Source organism: Alkalinema sp. FACHB-956, from assembly GCF_014697025.1.
Lineage (GTDB): Bacteria > Cyanobacteriota > Cyanobacteriia > Leptolyngbyales > Leptolyngbyaceae > Alkalinema.
Window position 1 is genome coordinate 64,326 of the sequence record NZ_JACJRC010000008.1, and the last position, 15,800, is coordinate 80,125.

Consider the following 15,800-nt stretch of genomic DNA (forward strand, 5'->3'; position numbering starts at 1 on the left):
GGGATTTCAGCTTGTTGCCCAGACTGTTTGCGTCCTAGATTGCTTGTTTTCCAGATTGCTTAATGGGTCTTGCGGAGGAGATCGGGCAGCGGGCCTCGATCTCCTCTGGTGGTAGGAAATGCCTACACGAGGGCGGGTTCTTCAGCGACTACTTCAGCAGCACCCAGATGGGCATAGAGCGGAAAGCGCTCACACAGGGCTGCTACACGATCGCGGCAGGATTGGGCGATCGCGGCATCTTCCGGGTTCAGCAAACGATCGGCAATGATGTTGGCAATTTCCGTAAACTCAGCGGTTCCCATACCCCGGCTCGTCATGGCTGCTGTACCCAGCCGTAAACCACTGGTGACAAAGGGCGATTCTGGATCAAAGGGAACGGTGTTTTTGTTGGCAGTGATGTTGACTTCGCTGACCAGGGCATCGGCAATTTTACCTGTCATCCCGATCGATCGCAGATCCACCAGCAATAGATGGTTATCGGTGCCGCCGGAAACGATCTTGAAGCCCCGTGCTTGCAGTTGGGCTGCTAAAGTTTGGGCGTTGGCAATGACTTGGGCGCAATAGGTCTTGAACTCAGGCTTGAGGGCTTCGCCAAAGGCAACGGCTTTTGCCGCGATGACATGCTCCAGAGGCCCGCCTTGGGTTCCAGGGAACACCGCCTTATCGAACAATTTGCCCAGGTCTGCATCGCGGGTCATGATCAATCCACCGCGCGGCCCCCGCAGAGTCTTGTGGGTGGTGGTGGTGACCACATCGCAGTAGGGCAGGGGATTGGGATGGTGGCCCGTGGCAACAAGCCCAGCAATGTGGGCGATATCTGCCATGAGGTAAGCACCCACTTCATCGGCGATCGATCGGAATTTGTCGAAGTGGATCGTCCGGGGATAGGCTGAGTAGCCACAGATGATCAGCTTAGGCTTGTGTTGTTTGGCCAGTTCCCGAATTTGCTCGTAGTCTAGTTGCTCAGTTTCTTGACTGACGCCATATTGCACGACGTTGAACCACTTCCCGGAAACGTTCACCGGAGATCCGTGGGTTAGGTGACCGCCATGGGACAGATCCATCCCCAAAATGGTATCACCCGGTTTGAGGAGCGCTAAAAACACAGCAAAGTTGGCCTGGGCACCGGAGTGGGGTTGCACGTTGGCATGGGCTGCGCCAAAAAGTTCCTTGATGCGATCGATGGCAATTTGTTCAATCTGATCCACAAACTCGCAGCCGCCGTAGTAGCGCTTGCTGGGCAGGCCTTCAGCATATTTGTTGGTCAACACCGAGCCCTGGGCTGCCATGACAGCGGGGGAGGTAAAGTTCTCGCTAGCAATCAGTTCCAAGTGATCCCGTTGACGCTTCAGTTCCTGGTTAATCAATGCAGCAACTGCTGGATCCTGTTTGGAGAGGAAATCAGAGTTCGTAGTCACAGTTTCAGTCCTATGCAAATGTAGTGAATGGGAAAACGTCAGAGACGTGCTTTGATGTCCTGGTTTAGCGGTACGACATTGCTAGCCTAGCCGCTGCGGTCGCTTGGCAGATTGTTCGCTCAAGCTCCTTTTTAGTTCAGTCAGATTTCAAATCATACTGCGTTGAGAAGTCTGACGCATTGGGCAACTTGAGAGGAAACCAAAATTTTTAATCTTACGTCAGAGTTTTTGTGTCAAGTGCAGTGGCCTGTCTCATGGGTTACGACTTCAAAATGAGCCAGCGTTTAAACTGTCTATAAAGTTTGCAACGATCGTCCTTATCTCTCGCCTACAATAAAGTCAAGACAATATGGTCAAGAGACACAGGCGAATCACTGGAGGTGGCAGCAATGTTAGTGGTTCTAGTCGGTGATCAACTGATTTCTCCTCAGCAAGTTTGTCAAAACTGCCTTATGGCTGATCAAAGTGGTCAACCCCGTTGGCAAGGGGGACGACTGCGATGTGGTCAGGCGATCGCTAAAACGGTTGATCAGCAACCCCGTCAGTTTGAATGTCAGATGGGCTTCAAAATTTTAAACGTTGAGTAACGGGGCTTCATCTTTAGTCATCCGATACCCTCCCTATCATCACTTAATGGTTCGAACCTTCTAGCGGGTACTGAAGGCTGACGCTCGTCAATCCGATAGGTTTGCTAAAGTATGCTGGTGCATAGCCTGTTGTATTTCGTTGGAGAATCTGCTCATGACTGGCCGTGGGTCTGTTAGTCCATCCGATCGCTTTTTTTCTTGCTTGGTCTACATCTTGCCCTTGATGGAAACCCTGGTTTTAGTCAGTCAAGGAATTACTGGTGGTTCATTACTAGCCCCTGTGTTTGCCCTGTTAGTGGTGCCCTTGAGTCCAATCATTAGCATTTACTACGGTTTTGGGGGCTTGCTTTCCTTTGCCGTATTTTTAGCCCTTTATATGTTGGTGGTGCGGAACTCGGAACTGTCCCACTTCCTCCGCTACAACGTCATGCAAGCCATTCTGTTCGGCATCGTCCTGAGTCTCATGGGGATTGTCTGGCAGTACTTCCTCGAGGCGATTTTCAAAAACACGATCGTTGCAGAGACGTTGTTCAACACAATTTTTCTGGGTGGCTTAGTGGCGGTCGGCTATTCAGTGGTTCAGACGGCCTTGGGGCGATATGCGGAAATTCCAGCCATTTCTGAGGCGGTGTCCAACCAAGTGCGTTACTAGGGCTGCTGCGCTAGGGCTGTTAGGACTGGGCTGATTAGGACTAGTGAGGACTAGGTTGGTTAGGACTGGGCTTGTTACTCACAGTGGATTCCTAGCAGCGCATGTTTAAAGCGAAGTCTGGGTGGAAAGGTTTTGGGGTCATTCAGGACTAATCCGTTTATGAACGGTGTTTTCTAGAAATCCGATTCCCTCGATCGAGACTCGTACTCGATCGCCCACTTGCATGGGGCCAACGCCCTCAGGAGTGCCGGTGAGAATCACATCTCCCGGTAACAAGGTCATGATGTGGCTAATGTATGACACCAACGCCGCAGGCGAGAAAACCATTTCGCTGACAGAGGCTGATTGAACATTCGTCTCATTCAAGAGCGTTGTGACTTGGGCATCCGGACTAATTTCCCGCACAATCCAGGGGCCGATCGGACAAAAGGTGTCAAACCCCTTGGCCCGAGTCCATTGGCCGTCTTTTTGCTGAAGGTCGCGGGCTGTGACATCGTTGGCGATCGTGTACCCCCAAATTTTGGTTTCCGCCTCAGCCAAAGAACAATCCACGGCACGATCGCCCATGACCAGCGCCAATTCTCCTTCGTAATCTACTCGATCGGACTGGGGCGGATACAGAATGGATCCGCAATGGGGAATAATTGTGGTGGTGGGTTTCAAAAACAACAAGGGTTCCGGTGGCAGAACACCACCCATTTCGGCGGCATGTTTCGCGTAATTCTTACCCACGGCCACAATTTTTGAGGGGGCACAGGGCGCTAGTAGTTGGTAATCCGTTTCCGGAAAGGTCAGATCCATCGGCTGTCCATGCAACCAAGGAGGAGCGTCGAGCACCTGCACGGTGCGATCGAGGTGGAGCAACCCATAAAAAATGCGTTGATCAGGGGCTTGGATGCGGACATAGCGCTGTGCCATAGGACTTTGTGCTCAAACTGGTATAAAATTGTAGATCCTTGCTTTTTTGGTGGCAGCGTCATGGAGTACTGGATCAGGTTCAGTACTGAATGAGCGACTGGTACTGGAGAAAGCCAGTTAGTCCAAAAGGAGAAAACCCATGGCTAAGAACTTTATCTACGAAACAATGTACATTCTGCGCCCTGACCTGGGGGATGAATCTGTCGATCAAGCGATCGAAAAATACCAAGGCATCCTCAAGGATAATGGGGCAGAAATTCTCGAAACTCAACACCGGGGTAAGCGTCGTCTGGCCTACGAAATCGATCGTCACCGTGAAGGCATCTACATTCAGATGAATTACCGGGTGACGGGCGCAGCGATCGCAGCCATGGAGCGGGCCATGCGTCTGAACGAAGATGTGATTCGCTACCTCACCGTCAAGCAAACCGTTGAAGCTGAAGAAGCGCAAGCTTAAGCTATCAATTCATCACAAGCTAACGATTTCATCACAAGCTAAACGATTTAGTGTGAGTTCCGGGGCAGTTGATTAAGACTGCCTCGTTTTTTTTAGGACCGTTGGGTGACTGAAGGCATTTCAACCAGCCTTGGATTGACAAATTTGGAGAGTCTTGGTTGAGTGATTCTCAACGGGGACAATAGTGAGTTGGTTAAGTTTGCTGAGAAGTTTCTGAGAACAGTGTGTCATCTTGCCGATCGCTGATTAAAATAGCCAGCATCCTTGATTAATCAATTTCTTGTCCATCGAATTATCCGCGTTAGTTAACGGAGCTACGAAGTCGTGTCCCAAGCTGAAATTCCTACTCTCCAGCAGCTTCAGGCTGAAGTTGTCCATCTCAAAGAAGAGTTGCAAACCCGTGACCAGTTGGTACAGCAGCTCTCCCAGGAACTATTTCGGCTGGTCAAGGGAAATAGTCGTCAGCCCCTACAGCAAGTGACAACTGAACGCGACTTGGCGGAAATGCGAGCCCTGCGGGAACAGTTGCAAGGCATGGAAGAACAGGTCAGCTTTTACCAGGATCAAATTGCTGAACGTGATACTCGGATTTGCTCTCTGGAGCAGTCAGTACAGGAGCTGAGCGATCGGTCACAAATGCTAGAACAGGTGGTTCAGGAACTGCCGAATCTCTATCGCCAAAAGTTTGCTGAACGGATGGCTCCTGTCAAGGAAAAAGTAGCCCAAATTCAGCAGGAAAATCGCAAACTCCATGCCGAGTTACAAAGTGTCAGCTATCGCTTGGCGGTGCGGAGTCGTAAGGCGGGACAACTGGATTTACCCAGCTTTGCCCGTGGTGAAGACGAAGTTGATTTGTCTGCACCAGGGCTATCTCCCTTAGAAAATGTCTAATCCAGGCTGGATCCGCGACTCGCTAGCTGTAAGTTTGACAAGAATAACGAACAGGACACCCCGCTCACGGCATATCAGCTCGACATAGCAGGGTGTCCCGTTTGGTTTGCTGGGTTGTTAGCCAGGTTGCTTGTTCCTGGTGTTGAGATTCCAAATCCTTGGAAAGTGAAGGATTGGATCTGCCACAGGTTAGCAATCTTGGACAAGACCTTCATAGGTTTCCACGATCGGCAATACGTTGTCTAAACGAGAAATTTCCAAAATTAATCGCATTGACGGACTAAGGCCACAAATCACCATTCTGGCCCCGTGGTGTTTGGCCATGCGTACCCCAGAGGCGAGGGCAACTAAGCCGGTACTATCCAATGAATCGATCGCGGATAGGTCTAACACCCAAAGCTGTTGAACCTGAGTCTGCTCAGGCCCGTTCGATCGATGGCGGGAAACCTGCTTCATTTGAGCAGCTAACCACTGTTCATCAAACTGAAACTGGGGTTGTAAAAGGACTAAACCTTTGGTCTCTATTTGAACTGTCATACCACACCCCTTGATTAAATTCTTTTGACTAAGATTTTCTTGACTAAGATGCATGGATTGAAAATACATGGATCGAGCGATCGTGACCTGTATCGTTCTGGTATCGTTCTGGTCTCCAGCAGGCATTAGGTCACCAATTTTCACAGTATGGGTTGAGAATACAGCGGACTCCCTCGGTGAAACACCTAGAAATTTTTTCCCACAAAGTCTGTAATTCTACGGAATTTAGATAGCTTCAATATAGAAACCCCGATCGGAGGAACCCGTCTATTTTGTCAGGGTTTCATTAAATCTTGACCTTAGGGCAGAAAGCAAGCCTAGTTTCTTAAAGAAATCTTTGAACAGTGATAATAATTTCTTCAATTGAAAATTGTGATGGCCTATGGTTGGCCTCTAGACTTTTGGGCAGCCATCAAGACTTGATTGACAGTCTGGATAGCTGCACGCCAAGATAGATGGGTGCATGAAGGATTGTAAAGGACGTCTAATGTCATTGGACTTCATTTCGCCAGAGCTAATTGAAGACATTGCCCAGAAGTATGGCTACTGGGCAGTTTTTGTGGGGATCTTGCTGGAAAATCTGGGGTTACCCATTCCTGGCGAAACGGTGACGATCGTCGGCGGTTTTTTGGCGGGCAGTGAGCAGTTGAAATATCACTGGGTGCTCCTGGATGCGGCAGGGGGAGCGGCCCTGGGTGGTACGGCGGGCTATTGGATTGGCCGTGCAGGGGGTTGGCCTCTGCTGTTGAACCTAGGAAAGCTCCTGCGTTTTCAAGAATCTCAATTAGAAGATTTACGCCAACAGTTTAGTTCTAGTGCTGGTAAAGCTGTCTTTTTTGGGCGCTTTATTGCGCTTTTGCGGGTTTTTGCCAGTCCACTGGCGGGCATTGCTGAAATGCCCTTTTGGAAATTCACAGCCTACAACGTTGCGGGAGCATTGACTTGGGCCACGGTAATGGTCAGTCTTGCCTTCTTTGCGGGACAATTAGTGCCTCTAGAAAAGCTCATCAGTCTAGCGTCCCAGTTTGCCTTGATTGCCCTCGCGATCGTGGTGGCTGTGATTGCGATTCCCCTGTGGTTGGAGTCGCGCAAGCACAAGCCGATCGTGACCCCTCAACATTCTGCTGAAGGGGAATAATTCTCCATCCGTTTTCCTTGGAGTGCGCGATCGTTCAACCCGCGCTTGTTGCATAACTCGCTTCATAAAAATAGCGATCGTCTTTACCATGAGACGATCGCTATTTTGTTGGAATTGATTTGGAAGCTGACTTGGGCTAACCTTTAGCAAAATGGCTACAAACGCCTAGCCACGAACTTTTTGAGACCAGACGCGCGTAGGCAAGCCCCACACATAGATAAAGCCTTCTGCGGCCTTGTGGTCGAACTGATCGCCCGATCCGTAGGTTGCCAGATCTTCGTTATAGAGAGAGTTGGCGGATTTACGACCGACGATCGTAGCGTTGCCCTTGAACAACTTCACCCGCACGGTACCTGTTACCCGCTCCTGGGTCTTCTGGATAAAGGCATCGAGGGCTTCTTTCAAGGGGCTATACCATAACCCGTTGTAAACCATTTGGCCGTAGGTTTCTTCCAAGCCCCGTTTGTATTGGGTGACATCCTTGGTTAGGGTGAGGCTTTCCAAATCCCGGTGGGCGTGGATCAGAACTAACAAACCAGGCGTTTCGTAAATTTCGCGGGATTTAATACCGACCAAGCGGTTTTCCAGCATATCGATCCGCCCGATGCCATGGTTGCCCACCCGCTGGTTGAGGTGGATGAACAGGTCGACTGGATCAAAGGCTTGGCCATCGATCGCCACGGGAACGCCCTGCTCAAAGCTAATTTCTACGTATTCAGGTTCGTTGGGGGTATCAGCGATCGCCTTGGTCAAGACAAAGACTTCTTCCGTCGGTTCATAGTAAGGATCTTCCAGCGGGCCTGCTTCGATACTACGGCCCAGCAAATTGAGATCCACACTGTAGGGAGAGGACTTTTTCACCGGAGATGGAATGCCAAACTTTTCACCGTAGGCGATCGTCTCTTCACGGCTCATGCCCCATTCCCGTGCCGGAGCGAGGACCTTGAGATTGGGATTGAGGGCCGCGATCGCGACATCAAAGCGCACTTGGTCGTTGCCTTTCCCCGTACAGCCATGGGCTACGGCATCTGCACCATGCTCCGCTGCGGCATCCACAAGCAACTTGGCAATCAAGGGCCGTGCTAGGGCCGTAGACAAAGGATAGCGATTTTCGTAGAGGGCGTTGGCTTGAATGGCTGGGAAGGCATAATTTTTCACGAAGTCAGCCTTGGCATCGGCCACTAGGGAAACGGCAGCCCCAGAATTCAACGCTTTCTGGCGGATAGGTTCCAGCTCATCACCCTGTCCTAGGTCAGCCGCCAGGGTAATGACTTCTTCGACGCCCCATTCCTGTTTGAGGTAAGGAATGCAAACGGAGGTATCCACACCGCCGGAATAGGCCAACACAACCTTCTTTGCTCGCCCCATGATGTCTCTCATTGCTAATTAACAAGTTTTCTATTATCTGGCAAAGTGGGGTTGCAGGGGACGATCGACCGGAAGAATCCCCAGGAAGTTGAGGGTTTCTCAACAGAATCGGTACACTGGAACTCAGTCAAGGGTCTAGTTCCAACCTACGGACGATGCTAGCAATGCAAGATATGGGGGTAGAACAACTACTCTGACAATTCTGACCATCGTCCCGATCGAAGCCAATTGATTACAGCGATCGAGGGAAAACCCAAGGAAAAACGAGGGAAAACTATGGTTACCCAACTGACCAAGCCCGATGAAATTTTCTACCCAGAATCGGATGGAGAACCGTTGGCCAATAGTACGATTCAGTTTGATTGGATTGTTCTGATCAAAGAAAATTTAGAGATTTTCTACCGAAATCAGAATGATGTCTTTATTGCAGGGGATTTATTTTGGTATCCGGTGGAGGGAGACCCTACGATTCGCTGTGCACCGGATGTCTTAGTTGTTTTGGGGCGACCCAAGCATAGCCGCAAGTCCTACAAACAGTGGGAGGAGGGGCAGATTCCGCCGCAAATCATCTTTGAAATCCTCTCCGATAGTAATACTTCTGATGAAATGGATCGGAAGCTCCGATTCTATGATCGCTATGGCGTGGAGGAGTATTACGTTTATGACCCTCGGGTTGCGACGTTACAGATTTTTCTGCGCGGGCAACGGGGCTTGGAACCTGTGACGATCGGATCGGACTGGGTAAGTCCCCGTTTACAAATTCGTTTTTGCTTGACTGAAGATGACCTAGAACTCTATCAACCCAATGGAGAGCGCTTTCTCAACCCAGTGGAACTGCGCGAACTGGCTGAGCAAGAGCGGCAACGGGCTGAGTCTGAAAAGCAGCGGGCTGAGTCTGAAAAGCAACGGGCTGAGTCTGAAAAGCAACGGGCTGAGTCTGAAAAACAACGGGCCGATCGCGCTGAAGCTCAACTGATCCAAGCGGTGCTAAAACTCGCAGAATTGGGACTGAGCCCTGAACAGATTGCCACTACCTTGGCGCTAGAGGTGGAAACGGTTGCTGGTATTGTGGGTTAACGCGAATTCGATCGCACCAGTCGCCACGATAGACTGAAGGGAATCCCATTGCCAGGAGTTGTTGAGTGTTTAGTGTTGTCATTCCGACCTACAACCGCAAGCCCATTCTTGAAAAGTGTCTGCGGGCACTGGAGAAGCAGGCTTGGAGCGAACCCTATGAAGTCGTAGTGGTGGATGATGGCTCAACCGATGGCACGGTGGATTGGTTACGCGATCGATCGGCGGAATTTCCCCATGTCAACCTCTTTTGCCAAAACCACCTTGGCCCCTCGGCAGCAAGAAACTTGGGGGTGGAAAAGGCCCAAGGAGACATGATTATTTTTATTGACAGTGATTTAGTGGTGCTGTCTACGTTTCTCCAGTCCCATGGGGCTGCGTTGGCAAAAGGGCGTCAGGAATTGGGCAGCGATCGCTTTTTTACCTATGGCCGCGTGATTAACACCTGCAACTTTGATCAACCCACGGCGGAACCCTACAAAGTCACGGATTTCTCGGCGGCGTTTTTTGCAACGGGCAATGTGGCGATTCCCAAGCACTGGTTACTGGAAGCGGGCTTGTTCGATACGGGGTTTCAACTCTACGGCTGGGAGGATTTGGAACTGGGAGTGCGGCTGAAAAATTTGGGGCTGAAGCTGATTAAGGCTCCGGAAGCCGTGGGCTATCATTGGCATCCGCCGTTTAGCTTGGCCCAGATTCCCAACCTAATTGACAAGGAAATTCAGCGCGGGCGGATGGGCGTGTTGTTTTACCAAAAGCACCCCACTTGGGAAGTGCGGATGATGATCCAAATGACCTGGATTCATAAGGTTCTCTGGGGGTTGCTGTCCCTAGGGGGTTTGCTGAATGAAAAGACGATGGCTCCGCTGCTGCAATGGTTGATCGATCGCGGGCAACCTCAATTAGCGTTGGAAGCGGCCCGGATTTTCCTCAATTGGTACAACGTGCGTGGGGTCTATGATGCCTACGCTGAACTCAAGGCGCAAAGCTGTTAAGCCGAATTAGCGATTAGGCCAGATGGGCGGTTAAACCAAACTGAGTTTGGAGGGTGGAGTAATCGATTGGGAAGCCAACAGTGGGTTTATGCTGGATAACCGTTGGGAACTGCTGCTGAGCAGGGTGGTAAATGCCGATCGCAGGGCACTGCCATTACTGCTATTGAGTAAGCTGATCGCGGTGTTTAAGCTAGTTTCCAGTACTCGGCTGGGCGTCGGAGCAGACAACGCATGCTCAAAGGTTTTCGCAATCACATTGTGGAAGGCTTGAGTGGGATGGAACTCGTCCCAGAAAAGATAGGTATCCGGGTTGATGGTTGGGAGTTTCGCGATCGCTGGCTCAGTGATATTCGTGAAGCCAAACTTGCTGGGATTGGCCGCGATCGCTTCTCCGAGCGAAAAGGTATCCAGTTCTACGATGTCGGCTTTGAGGTAGCGATCGAGTTTGGCCAAGGTAAAGGAGAGGGTGATGTTAAACGCCAAACTATAGAGGGTGCTTTCCGTGGAAATATTGCGGATGGTGGCGAAGGGGGTGCGGCCTAGGTTGGGCAAGTTGGCAACCGCGATCGTATTGGCTCCCAGATCCGACAACTTCATCACCGATCGGGCAATGTTGGTTACGCCTTGGACAATGTCATTGGCGGCATTGGCAAACTGGCTTTGCAACGAAAAGAGATAATCATTGGCTCCGCCCCAAACGAAATATAGGGCATTGGGATTAGCCCGTTGTCCCGCCAAACTGAGTTGGAAGGTATCTACTTCCTGCTGGATGCCGGGAAAGATATCGGGTAAGGCTTGGCCTAAGGTTAATGAAGCTACATTCTGTGTTCCAGTGGTCGCTCCGATGTAGGCAAAATTGGACACCTTCGTGATACCGAGATCCTTCGCCAGGGACTCAACCCACAGGGCTCCGTTGGAAAGACGACCGGGGGCATAGGGTGGGCTGGGCGGAAACGGAATGCCAAAGGCCCTAGAAAAGTCGCGAGAAAAATTTCCGGTATCCGTCAAACTGTCACCAAAGGCCACAATTTGGTCGTATTGTCGGCGATGTAGCGTATTTTTCGGTGAGATCGCTAGCAGATACCGATCGTCAAATAGATCATGAATAAGAGACTTGATCCACCGGGTCGATCGCGATCGACGACTCAGAGCACTGGAGTAATTGGAGAGAAAATTGGCAAAATCGTAATTATCTTTAACAGCGCTTTTATCAGTGGATGCTAGCGGGGCCTGGGGCATGGCTTGACTCCTGGATCAGTTCAGAGCACTAAATTTTCTTGAGCTGATGCACACCGGATGCGGGGGAGCTATACAACTAATTAAGACGAGCTAATAAGTCAAGGCAGATTAATCAGACAACCTAATAATCCGCATAGAGTGATGGGCCGCATAGAGTTGGTTATAGCGACTTGGCTAGAGAGAATGTTGCCCAGGAAATAAATTGTTATCTGAACTTGTGCAATCCCCCATTTGCGCAGATTGCCGAGGATGGTTAGCGTTTGGCTTGTGAGGTGAGCGTTTTGGCGTGCGATCGCTGCACAAAAAGAAAAACACCCTCCTTTTCAAACTGCAACTGCAACTGGCGATCGGCCTTGAGCTGGTTCAGCCAGCGGGTCGCTAGAGCGGGATTCTTCCGGAAGGCGGGGTAGTGCTGATTGATCAACACATAATCCATTGCGGCAAAACTCTGGGGCGGTTGATTTGGCGTAATTTGATAAATCCCAGGACGGTGGGTCAGGTGGGGAATCAGTTCGTGGGTCGTGAGTACGGTGCCCTGGTGGGCCGGAATTTGGGCGATCGCCTCCCGTCGTGCCTGCCATGTCTCAAATCCATCCAAATATTTACCCGTAAATTGCCCATACTTCGCCATAGCCAGAAAGCTGACGATCGCCCAAACCCAGATCCAGCGCCGTGATGGGATGCTCCCTTTGCCCTCGGCCAAGATTGCGATTACGGTTAACAGCAGAAAGGGCAGAATCGGCAATGAGTATTGATGGATGATATTGCGCATCAAATCATTCTCAGACAGCAGATTCATCGCCAATTGGGGAATGGCCGCGACCAAGGGGACTAACGGCTTCCAGGAACGTAACCCCACCAGTCCCCAGGCCAGCGGAATCAGCAGCACAAACAGATAATTCAGCGTTTCCAGGGAAACAATATGTTCCAGCCAGAGCCAAGGTTTAAAGAAAATATTGAAGACAATTTCGTTAAGGGATTGGCCGAGATAGCCGTAGCGCACCACTGACTCCACGCCATGGGGTCGGAATGCCGGAATCACCACTTTTGTCGCCAGAAGAAACCAAAGGGTGCCGGAAAAGAGCGCGATCGCACCGCAGACTCGGCGCTTTTCCCAGACGATCAACCACAGCCCCATGGCCGCGATCGTCAACGCCAAAGCATCTCGGCAACCCAGGGCGAGAAAAATTGCGCTACCAAACCAGCCGATACGATTGGCCCGAGCGGCCCAAAGGGCGGTCAGAATTGCGGGAAAGGCCAACACTTCCGGATGAAAGTCCGACAGATTCAGGTTAAACAGCAGGGGATACAGCAGGGTTGTTCCCGCGATCGTGCTGGCTTGAGCCGTGGTCAATCCCGCTTGCCGTGCCAAGGCCCAGACGGGCCAGGGGCTGAGACTGAGGGCGATCGCTTGCAGCCCCAACAACCAGTACACCGTGGGATACAGTTTGTAGAGGATCGCCACAAAATACATAATCCAGTCCGCATGGCCGCCCATAAAGTGGTAGCCCCAGAAGGACACGATCGGCACTTCCCCCTGGCTAAGCAGATAGGCCGCTTGGTCGAAGTATCCAAGGTCGAGGGATCCCGATCGCAACAGGAGATGGCGAACCGTGCTGCATCCCATCAAAATCAACATGCTGATTCCCATCAGCCACTGCAACGGCTTGGGCGGGAGATCGACGGGGAGAGCTGCTGGAGACTCAAGTGGGAGCCATTTCACTGCACGCATAGGGCGATCGCACCACAATATCAGCACCCCTCATTATCCAGTACCCCGTAAATTCCAGATCGAGTCAATCCCTAGAGTGGCCCGCTTATGCTAGGCTAGAAAAGCTGTAAAAACCACACATTCAGGGTTTCGGGTGCTTCCAGAATTGTGCAGGAACGGACGGGAATTGAACGCTTGTATGTCTTCCTGGATCTCGCTTTCCCATCAATTCGCCCTATGAAGTACGCCTGAATGGAGGATTAACCCGAAAGGAGAAAATTTAATGCCAGTTGTATCTTTGGCTCAACTGTTGGAATCTGGAGTTCACTTCGGTCACCAAACCCGTCGTTGGAACCCCAAAATGAAGCCGTACATCTTTACCTCGCGTAATGGTGTGCACATTATCGACTTGGTGCAAACCGCTGAGTTGATGGATGGCGCGTACAACTTTGTGCGGACGGCTTCTGAGCAGGGCAAAAAGTTTCTGTTTGTGGGCACTAAGCGTCAAGCTGCTGGCATTGTGGCCCAAGAAGCGGCCCGTTGCGGAGCTTACTATGTGAACCAGCGCTGGCTCGGTGGAATGCTGACCAACTGGACAACCATCAAAACCCGGGTCGATCGCCTGAAGGAACTGGAGCGTCTGGAAGAAACGGGAGCACTGGATCTGCGGCCTAAGAAGGAAGCAGCGGTTCTCCGTCGGGAGTTGGATAAACTGCAAAAGTACCTCGGCGGTATCAAGAACATGCGGAAGATCCCCGATGTGGTGATCATGGTGGATCAACGTCGGGAATATAACGCAGTGCAAGAGTGCCAAAAGCTGAATATTCCGATCGTGGCGCTGCTGGATACCAACTGTGATCCCGATACGGTGGATGTGCCTATCCCTGCAAACGATGATGCGATTCGCTCCATCAAGCTGATTGTGGGTCGTTTGGCAGATGCGATCTATGAAGGTCGCCATGGTCAAGTTAACGCCGAGGAAGACTACGAAGATTACGAAGGCGCAGAGTACGAAGACGATTACGAAGAAGCGAGTGAAGAAGGCGGCGAAGAATAAACCTTCTCCTGCGATCGCGTGATCGTATACGTGTTCTCGATCGTCTAGTCAAATTCCAGTTCGCCTAGTTTCGAGTCCGTAGCACTGTATTTGAGGAGACGCGATCGATCGCGTCTCCAACCGCATAATCAATCATTGACGCAGATTCAGGAATAAAAAAATGGCTGAAATTTCCGCACAGGCAGTAAAGGAACTGCGCGAAAAAACGGGCGCAGGCATGATGGACTGCAAAAAAGCTCTGAAAGAAAACGACGGCGACATGGAGAAGTCCATTGATTGGCTGCGTAAGAAGGGCATTGCATCCGCTGAGAAGAAAGCTGGCAAAGTGGCAGCTGAAGGACTGGTGGGTCAGTACATCCACACCGGTGGTCGGATTGGTGTGCTGGTAGAAGTCAACTGCCAAACTGACTTCGTGGCGCGTAACGAAGCCTTCAAAGAGTTGGTCACCAACATTGCGATGCAAATCGCGGCTTGCCCCAACGTGGAGTACGTGAAGGTGGAAGACGTTCCCGCCGACTTCATCGAGAAGGAAAAAGCTGTGGAAATGGGCAAGGAAGATCTGGCGAACAAGCCTGCCGATAAGCGCGAAATGATCGTTAAGGGTCGTTTAGAGAAGCGTTTGAAGGAACTGTGCCTGCTGGATCAGCCCTACATCAAGGATCAAAATATCACCGTTGCCGAATTGGTGAAGCAACAGGTGGCAGCCCTGGGTGAAAACATCCAAGTGCGTCGCTTTGTGCGCTTTGTCCTGGGTGAGGGCATTGAAATTGAGCAAACCGACTTTGCAGCAGAAGTAGCCGCTCAAATATCAGGTCAAGCGTAAGCTGTGATTTCAGTGGTGATTGTGATTTCAGTTGTAATTTTGCTGAGTCCCATTATCCTAGCTAGTCACAACATGAGAACCTCAGTTTGAGAGCTTCAGTAATTTGAGAGAAGTAGTAGGTGGGTTTCTGACTGAAACCTGCCTTTTTTCGTTGTAAGATTTGCGTCCTACAACATTTGTGTCCTACAAGATTTGCGTTGTTTTGGATGAAAAATAGCGACGAAAAAACGGGAGTATTGTATTCAACACTCCCGTGGGATTTAACCAAGCTTATAGCCAACGACATGAGGCCGATCATCTTGCAGTCATTCTATTTGCCAGAATGGGCAACCTCATCATTTAGTAGATTTAACCCCGACTTTTAATCATCATCACTTCAACGATTTTGAGTGCAGTTGTCTGGGAGATTTCCAGAATGCGGCATAAATCATTGAGAAATCCTTGCTCGTCTTGCGTCATGATGCCGTCGGACAGTACCAAGTCCGTTGCAACGGCAAAAGCGGCTTCCCGCAGTTCACAGGGCAATGACTCCTTCGCAGCTTGTAGCAATATAGAAATACCGTCTTGCCGCATAATGCCGAATAATTTGTCATACATGTGGCGCATGGTTTCCGTAGGAGTATTGCGGAACAAGTGCATTCGAGCAAGGCTTGCAGTGATGGTATCAATCTCTTCATCCGCTAGATAGCCATCGGAAGAAATGGCCACGATCGTAATGGCTGCAAAGGCCTCCGCAGGACTTAAGGCGATGGGTCGTGCCGTGATCGGGCAGGCTATGACGGTGGAATTGGGTGAACTGCAAGGCACATCGAACAGAACCATACACCGATCTCCTGATGGCAGGGGGGACTGTAGCATTTCTCGATCATCTTTTTCTTTAGTCAGACTGCCCGGAAGTCTGCTAGAGTGAACGCGCCAACGATGGGTTCAGTCAT

16 protein-coding genes are annotated in these 15,800 nt (G+C 50.8%); 9 read left to right on the forward strand and 7 right to left on the reverse strand.

Annotated features, from left to right (window positions below):
• Positions 1-122: 122 nt before the first annotated feature.
• Positions 123-1,418, reverse strand: coding sequence for a serine hydroxymethyltransferase (gene glyA, locus H6G21_RS11100; RefSeq protein WP_190573471.1), 1,296 nt, complete (start codon positions 1,416-1,418; stop codon positions 123-125).
• Positions 1,419-1,807: 389 nt separating this feature from the next.
• Here glyA and H6G21_RS26010 point away from each other — a divergent pair, with 389 nt between their 5' ends.
• Positions 1,808-2,005, forward strand: a complete 198-nt coding sequence (locus H6G21_RS26010; RefSeq protein WP_190573472.1) for a hypothetical protein — start codon at positions 1,808-1,810, stop codon at positions 2,003-2,005.
• A 154-nt stretch (positions 2,006-2,159) separates the two neighbouring features.
• On the forward strand, positions 2,160-2,657 hold the full coding sequence (locus tag H6G21_RS11110) for a Tic20 family protein (RefSeq protein WP_190573473.1): 498 nt from the start codon (positions 2,160-2,162) through the stop codon (positions 2,655-2,657).
• A gap of 138 nt (positions 2,658-2,795) precedes the next feature.
• Here the strand turns inward: H6G21_RS11110 and H6G21_RS11115 are convergent, their stop codons facing one another.
• Positions 2,796-3,575, reverse strand: a complete 780-nt coding sequence (locus tag H6G21_RS11115; protein WP_190573474.1) for a fumarylacetoacetate hydrolase family protein — start codon at positions 3,573-3,575, stop codon at positions 2,796-2,798.
• A 139-nt stretch (positions 3,576-3,714) separates the two neighbouring features.
• Between H6G21_RS11115 and rpsF the strand changes: the two genes are divergently transcribed.
• Entirely contained in the window at positions 3,715-4,032 is a 318-nt protein-coding gene (gene rpsF, locus H6G21_RS11120; RefSeq protein WP_190573475.1) for a 30S ribosomal protein S6, read from the forward strand.
• 324 nt (positions 4,033-4,356) lie between these two features.
• The gene (locus tag H6G21_RS11125) at positions 4,357-4,923 is read left to right on the forward strand and encodes an Npun_F5560 family protein (RefSeq protein WP_190573476.1); all 567 of its coding nucleotides are present in this window, start codon (positions 4,357-4,359) and stop codon (positions 4,921-4,923) included.
• 189 nt (positions 4,924-5,112) lie between these two features.
• On the opposite strand, the gene H6G21_RS11130 is transcribed toward H6G21_RS11125, so the two are convergent.
• On the reverse strand, positions 5,113-5,586 hold the full coding sequence (locus H6G21_RS11130; protein ID WP_347278008.1) for an STAS domain-containing protein: 474 nt from the start codon (positions 5,584-5,586) through the stop codon (positions 5,113-5,115).
• Between the two features lie 361 nt (positions 5,587-5,947).
• Here H6G21_RS11130 and H6G21_RS11135 point away from each other — a divergent pair, with 361 nt between their 5' ends.
• Positions 5,948-6,598 (forward strand): DedA family protein, encoded by a 651-nt coding sequence (locus H6G21_RS11135; RefSeq protein WP_190573478.1) that lies wholly within the window; start codon positions 5,948-5,950, stop codon positions 6,596-6,598.
• A gap of 165 nt (positions 6,599-6,763) precedes the next feature.
• Here the strand turns inward: H6G21_RS11135 and H6G21_RS11140 are convergent, their stop codons facing one another.
• On the reverse strand, positions 6,764-7,966 hold the full coding sequence (locus tag H6G21_RS11140; RefSeq protein WP_190573479.1) for an argininosuccinate synthase: 1,203 nt from the start codon (positions 7,964-7,966) through the stop codon (positions 6,764-6,766).
• 276 nt (positions 7,967-8,242) lie between these two features.
• Here H6G21_RS11140 and H6G21_RS11145 point away from each other — a divergent pair, with 276 nt between their 5' ends.
• Together H6G21_RS11145 and H6G21_RS11150 are read left to right on the forward strand one after the other, a co-directional pair.
• Positions 8,243-9,043 (forward strand): Uma2 family endonuclease, encoded by an 801-nt coding sequence (locus tag H6G21_RS11145; RefSeq protein ID WP_190573480.1) that lies wholly within the window; start codon positions 8,243-8,245, stop codon positions 9,041-9,043.
• 65 nt (positions 9,044-9,108) lie between these two features.
• Positions 9,109-10,035, forward strand: coding sequence for a glycosyltransferase (locus tag H6G21_RS11150; RefSeq protein ID WP_190573481.1), 927 nt, complete (start codon positions 9,109-9,111; stop codon positions 10,033-10,035).
• A 30-nt stretch (positions 10,036-10,065) separates the two neighbouring features.
• Here the strand turns inward: H6G21_RS11150 and H6G21_RS11155 are convergent, their stop codons facing one another.
• Positions 10,066-11,274 carry an SGNH/GDSL hydrolase family protein gene (locus tag H6G21_RS11155; protein ID WP_190573482.1) on the reverse strand — a complete coding sequence of 403 codons (1,209 nt, stop codon included), beginning with the start codon at positions 11,272-11,274 and terminating at the stop codon, positions 10,066-10,068.
• Between the two features lie 253 nt (positions 11,275-11,527).
• Positions 11,528-13,006, reverse strand: coding sequence for a DUF2079 domain-containing protein (locus H6G21_RS11160; protein WP_199307156.1), 1,479 nt, complete (start codon positions 13,004-13,006; stop codon positions 11,528-11,530).
• A 262-nt stretch (positions 13,007-13,268) separates the two neighbouring features.
• On the opposite strand from H6G21_RS11160, the gene rpsB reads away from it, so the two are divergent.
• Both rpsB and tsf read left to right on the forward strand, forming a co-directional pair.
• A complete protein-coding gene (gene rpsB, locus H6G21_RS11165) occupies positions 13,269-14,042 on the forward strand; it encodes a 30S ribosomal protein S2 (protein WP_190573483.1) in 774 nt (257 codons plus the stop codon).
• 160 nt (positions 14,043-14,202) lie between these two features.
• Positions 14,203-14,865, forward strand: coding sequence for a translation elongation factor Ts (tsf, locus tag H6G21_RS11170; RefSeq protein ID WP_190573484.1), 663 nt, complete (start codon positions 14,203-14,205; stop codon positions 14,863-14,865).
• A 348-nt stretch (positions 14,866-15,213) separates the two neighbouring features.
• Here the strand turns inward: tsf and H6G21_RS11175 are convergent, their stop codons facing one another.
• Complete coding sequence (locus tag H6G21_RS11175) at positions 15,214-15,687, reverse strand: tellurite resistance TerB family protein (RefSeq protein WP_199307157.1); 474 nt, start codon at positions 15,685-15,687, stop codon at positions 15,214-15,216.
• Between the last annotated feature and the right edge of the window lie 113 nt (positions 15,688-15,800).

Excerpts from the sequence above, each read along its gene's own strand:
- H6G21_RS26010 (WP_190573472.1), top strand. The coding sequence starts at position 1,808 with ATGTTAGTGGTTCTAGTCGGTGATCAACTGATTTCTCCTCAGCAAGTT.
- H6G21_RS11110 (WP_190573473.1), top strand. The coding sequence starts at position 2,160 with ATGACTGGCCGTGGGTCTGTTAGTCCATCCGATCGCTTTTTTTCTTGC.
- H6G21_RS11115 (WP_190573474.1), bottom strand. The coding sequence starts at position 3,575 with ATGGCACAGCGCTATGTCCGCATCCAAGCCCCTGATCAACGCATTTTT.
- rpsF (WP_190573475.1), top strand. The coding sequence starts at position 3,715 with ATGGCTAAGAACTTTATCTACGAAACAATGTACATTCTGCGCCCTGAC.
- H6G21_RS11130 (WP_347278008.1), bottom strand. The coding sequence starts at position 5,586 with ATGCCTGCTGGAGACCAGAACGATACCAGAACGATACAGGTCACGATC.
- H6G21_RS11135 (WP_190573478.1), top strand. The coding sequence starts at position 5,948 with ATGTCATTGGACTTCATTTCGCCAGAGCTAATTGAAGACATTGCCCAG.
- H6G21_RS11140 (WP_190573479.1), bottom strand. The coding sequence starts at position 7,966 with ATGGGGCGAGCAAAGAAGGTTGTGTTGGCCTATTCCGGCGGTGTGGAT.
- H6G21_RS11145 (WP_190573480.1), top strand. The coding sequence starts at position 8,243 with ATGGTTACCCAACTGACCAAGCCCGATGAAATTTTCTACCCAGAATCG.
- H6G21_RS11155 (WP_190573482.1), bottom strand. The coding sequence starts at position 11,274 with ATGCCCCAGGCCCCGCTAGCATCCACTGATAAAAGCGCTGTTAAAGAT.
- H6G21_RS11160 (WP_199307156.1), bottom strand. The coding sequence starts at position 13,006 with ATGCGTGCAGTGAAATGGCTCCCACTTGAGTCTCCAGCAGCTCTCCCC.
- rpsB (WP_190573483.1), top strand. The coding sequence starts at position 13,269 with ATGCCAGTTGTATCTTTGGCTCAACTGTTGGAATCTGGAGTTCACTTC.
- tsf (WP_190573484.1), top strand. The coding sequence starts at position 14,203 with ATGGCTGAAATTTCCGCACAGGCAGTAAAGGAACTGCGCGAAAAAACG.
- H6G21_RS11175 (WP_199307157.1), bottom strand. The coding sequence starts at position 15,687 with ATGGTTCTGTTCGATGTGCCTTGCAGTTCACCCAATTCCACCGTCATA.